The organism is Jatrophihabitans sp. (assembly GCF_036389215.1).
Taxonomy (GTDB): Bacteria; Actinomycetota; Actinomycetes; order Mycobacteriales; family Jatrophihabitantaceae; genus Jatrophihabitans_A.
Window position 1 is genome coordinate 1 of the sequence record NZ_DASVQG010000253.1, and the last position, 4,021, is coordinate 4,021.

Consider the following 4,021-nt stretch of genomic DNA (forward strand, 5'->3'; position numbering starts at 1 on the left):
AACTTCGAGGACACCGCACCGCTGAGCAACTGGTACTGCAGCGCGGTCTTCTCATCGATCAGGGTCTCGGTGTCGAGGCTGACGTTGTTGCCGTTGATGCCGGCCGGAGCCGTGCTGGTGGTCAGCGTGATCCCGGCCTGAGCCGGCTCACCGGCCGCCACCGCTTGCCGCAGGTTGTCCTCGAAGGACACCTGACCGGCGCGGAAGTTGGCGGTTTCCAGGTTGGCGATGTTGTTGGCGCTCACCCGTTGCCGGGCGGCGAGAGCTGACAGCGCAGTACTGAGAGTTACTGACGCGACATCGTCGAGCACGGCACTAGACCTCCGTCAATCGCCTGCTTCGCCAATCCATGGCGGGGCTGTGGCGAGCAATCCGTGCTCACGGGTTCTATCGACCATGATCACACAGAGTTAAGCAGAGGTAAGAAACTGTTAAGCCGGCTCAGATCCCCAGCTCGGACCAGCCAGCGGTCGGGGCGTCAGGCCCGCAGGTCGAGCAGTTGCGGCGCGGGCTCGGGACGGCTGGTCGGCCGGGCTCGGCTGGCGGCGGGTGCCCGGTCCAGCTCGAGGCCGATCCGGATCTGCAGCTGCAACTGCTGCTCCAGCAACGCTTGCGCCCGGGCGACCAGCTCGGGGGGAATGGGGGGCAGTACCGGTGGATGCCACGGCGTCACCGGGGTGAGCAGCTCGCCGCGCCGCAGGCCTTCTTCCAGCGCCGTCGTTTCCAGCTCGAGGTCGGCCAGCACCTGTTCCCAGGTGGGAGCGCCGGGCCGCCGGCCCGCGCCCTGGTCCGAAGCCGCCGGCTGGCTAGCCAACGCGGACTGCTTCCCGGCCCTCGGCCCCTGCCGCCGGCTGGGCCGGCGTGCCGCCCTGCAGCTGCGCTTCGGCCTGCTGCCAGCTGGTGCGCAGGTCAGAGACGATCTTCGTCGCGGCTGCCAGCCGGCCGGGCCGTGGCTCGAGCACCTCGCCGATCAGCTCACGCAGCAGGTAGGAGTACAGCGACGCCAGATCGGCAGCGCCGGACCACGCGGTGACATCGAGGCTGCCCAGCAGCTCGGCGATGATCTGCTGCGCGTGCTGCAGGTGGTCCCGGCCGCTGCCGTCACCAGAGTCCTGAGCGGCCTGAGCACGCTGGATGTCAAGCCACAGCCGGTCGTAGAGCAGGACGATGCGCCGGGCCGGCGTGGCGGTGGCGACGGCGTCGGCAAGGTAGCGGGCGCGGGCGGGGTCGACTGGCACTGGCGATCATCTCCTTCGATGGTTGAGGATTGCGTGGACTACTTGTTCGAGGCGGAGTTGGACGCGGTGATCGCGGCCAGTGCCGAGGTCAGGTAGCTGGAGGTGGACTGCAGCTTCTGCAAAGCCACCTCCATGGCGGTGTACTTGCCCTGCATGGCGGTGCGCTGGTCGTTCAGCTTCGTGTCCCAGTCGGCGATCTGCTTGTTCAGCTCCCCCACGTGGGAGGTGCCGGAGTTGATCAGGGGGCTCAGGGTGACCGTCGAGCTGCGCATCGCCAGGGTGGACAGGGTGCCGGCCAGCGAGGTCGCCACGCTTGCCTGCGCCTTGGCCGGATCGGCCGCGTAGGCGGCGGCGAAGGCGGTCGCGTCGAAGGCGAGCGCACCGGTGGAGGTCAGCTGCACGCCCACCGAGGCGAAGCTGGCACCGGCGCTGTCACCGTGGCTGATGCTCGACAGCACGCTGTTGGTGATGGAGTTGATCTGGTAGTTGCTCTCCAGGACCGCACCCTTGCCGGTGTCCTTGCCCAGCTCGGTCAGTGCGGCGTTCGCGGCATCGACCAGCGCCTTGATCTTGTCGCTGATGGCGGTGGCGTCGCTGGAGACGGCGACGGTGACTCCGGAGGCGATGGCGCCGATGCTGAAGGTCACGCCTGGTATCACGTTGTTGAAGGTGTTGGTACTGCTGGAGACGGTGTAACCGCCGGCGGCGGGATCGCCCACCGCGATCTGGGCGTCCCGGGCCGCGACCAGGGTCTGCGGAGCCGTGTCCAGGCCGTTGATCGAGAATGCCCCGGCCGCGCCGGTGGAAACCGAGGTGAACTGCAGCCGTGGGCCGGAGTCGGTGGCGATCACCGAGGCACGGATGCCGAGGGCTGCGTTGTTCACCGCGGTGGCCACCGCCGCCGGGCTTCCGTCGGCCAGTGCGAGGTGATGGGTGACGCCGGCGGAGTCGACGATGTCGATGCCGTTGGGCGGTGAGGCGACCACGGCGCCGGCAGCCGCCACGGTGGAGATCTGGGCGGTGGCCAGCCGGATCACGTCGAAGGTGGTGGCCGAGCCGGAAGCGGCGGCGGAGGTGGTCGAGGCGATCACCGCCGTGCTGCTGGACACCGCCTTGGTGGCGGCCCAGGTGCCGGGCTGCTTGACCGCGTCGGCCGCGGCCTGCAGCGCGGTCAGCTTGGTGTTGATCGACTGGTAGGCGGTGAGCACGTTCTGCTGTACGGACAGCTGGTTCTTCAGCTGCGTCTGCGGCTGCGCGGCCACTGTCATCAACTGCGAGATGAGAGAAGCCGTGTCGATACCGGAGGACAGCCCACTGATCGAGAACGCGCTCACGTGCACTCCTTACCTGTCTACCGAAGCAATCCGGCCGGGGCTCTGGTTCGAACCCCGGCCGGATCGCCTCAGCGGCGTTGCTGGTTGCTGAGGCGCTGCGCGCCTGCTGCCCGCGACTACTGCAGCAGCTTGAGGATGGCCTGCGGCGCCGAGTTCGCCTGGGCCAGCACCGAGGTGGCGGCCGAGGTGAGGATCTGAGCCTGGCTCATCGCCGTGACCTCCGTCGCCAGATCGGCGTCGGTGATGTTGGAACGCGACGCGGTCACGTTCTGGATCGTGGTCTGCAGGTTGCTGATGGTGTAGCCCAACTGGTTCTGGGTGGCACCGATCTGGGACCGGGAGGCCGACACCGCGGCGATGGCCGAGTCGATGGTGCCGATCGCGGTCTGCGCACCCGTGGTGGTGCCGACGTTGACGCCGGACACGCCCAGGGTGGTGGAGTCAGCGGCCGTCAGCGCGAGCGAGATCTGCTCGGCGGCGGTGTTGTTGGCGCCGACCTGGAAGACGCCCACCGCGGCGGTGTAGCTGCCGTCGAGCAGCTTGGTGCCGCCGAAGGAGGTGGTCGCGGAGATGTTGTCCAGCTGGGTGTTGAGGTTGACGATCTCGGACTGCGCCGCGGCTTGGGCGGCGGCATCCTGCGAACCGCCGTTGGAGGCCTGGACGGCGAGGTCACGCTGGCGCTGCAGGATCTTCTGCACGGTGGCCAGGGCGCCATCGGCGATCTGTGCGACGTTGGTGCCGTCCTGGGCGTTGCGCACGGCCTGGGTCAGGCCGTTGATCTGCGAGGTCAGGCCCTGGCTGATCGACAGGCCGGCCGCGTCATCGGCCGCCTTGTTGATCCGCAGACCGCTGGAGAGCTTCTCGAACGCGTTCTGCAGCGAAGCCTGGTTGGCGGACAGGTTGCCGTAGGCGTTGAGCGCCCCGACGTTGGTGTTAATTCGAAGACTCACGGTGTTTCCTCCTGAAACAGAGTCCGGGTTGACCCGCTAACCGGGCCGGCCGATCCATCCGTGGATCAGCGTGCCTATCTGTTCGGCAGGTCGGGCACCTACTTGAGCGGTTTCGTCGCTATCTATTCGTGCGCGCGATCACTCGCGCGCGTGCGCTATATCAGGCGATCGAGGTGCGGTCGAGCTGCTCGCGGCGGAACGTCGAAACCGTCTCGCCGTAGGGGTTCGACATCTTCAACCGGGTCGACAGGGTGCCACGGGCGGCCACCGCCGCCGCGTAGCTGGCAACCCGGGCGCCGGCCCGGCCGGTGGGCTCGGCAGCCACGGCGACCTCAGGCTCGGCGCTGGCCAGGCCGTGGCGCAGCAACTTCAGTGCCTCGGCCCGCAGCTGGGAGATCCGGGACTCGGTGACACCGAGCTCGGCGGCGATGTCAGCCATCTGCCGCTGGTCGAAGAAGTAGGCCCGGACGACGTGGCGCAGCCGCTCGGGGAGCTCGGC

Annotated in this window: 6 protein-coding genes; all 6 read right to left on the reverse strand. The window is 68.4% G+C overall.

Translation table 11 applies throughout. From position 1 onward, the window contains the following. Positions 1-311: flagellar basal body rod protein FlgB (locus VF542_RS14245; RefSeq protein WP_408652366.1), on the reverse strand; the 311-nt coding region annotated here is incomplete at its 3' end. A 167-nt stretch (positions 312-478) separates the two neighbouring features. Beyond that, a complete protein-coding gene (locus tag VF542_RS14250; RefSeq protein WP_408652367.1) occupies positions 479-814 on the reverse strand; it encodes a hypothetical protein in 336 nt (111 codons plus the stop codon). Continuing rightward, entirely contained in the window at positions 807-1,238 is a 432-nt protein-coding gene (fliS, locus tag VF542_RS14255; RefSeq protein ID WP_408652368.1) for a flagellar export chaperone FliS, read from the reverse strand. The genes VF542_RS14250 and fliS overlap by 8 nt, the downstream gene beginning before the upstream one ends. 38 nt (positions 1,239-1,276) lie before the next feature. Continuing rightward, positions 1,277-2,572, reverse strand: coding sequence for a flagellar filament capping protein FliD (gene fliD / locus VF542_RS14260; RefSeq protein ID WP_408652369.1), 1,296 nt, complete (start codon positions 2,570-2,572; stop codon positions 1,277-1,279). A gap of 116 nt (positions 2,573-2,688) precedes the next feature. Then, a complete protein-coding gene (locus VF542_RS14265) occupies positions 2,689-3,522 on the reverse strand; it encodes a flagellin (protein ID WP_408652370.1) in 834 nt (277 codons plus the stop codon). Positions 3,523-3,682: 160 nt separating this feature from the next. Next, the coding region (locus VF542_RS14270) for a sigma-70 family RNA polymerase sigma factor (protein ID WP_408652371.1) at positions 3,683-4,021 on the reverse strand (339 nt) is incomplete at its 5' end.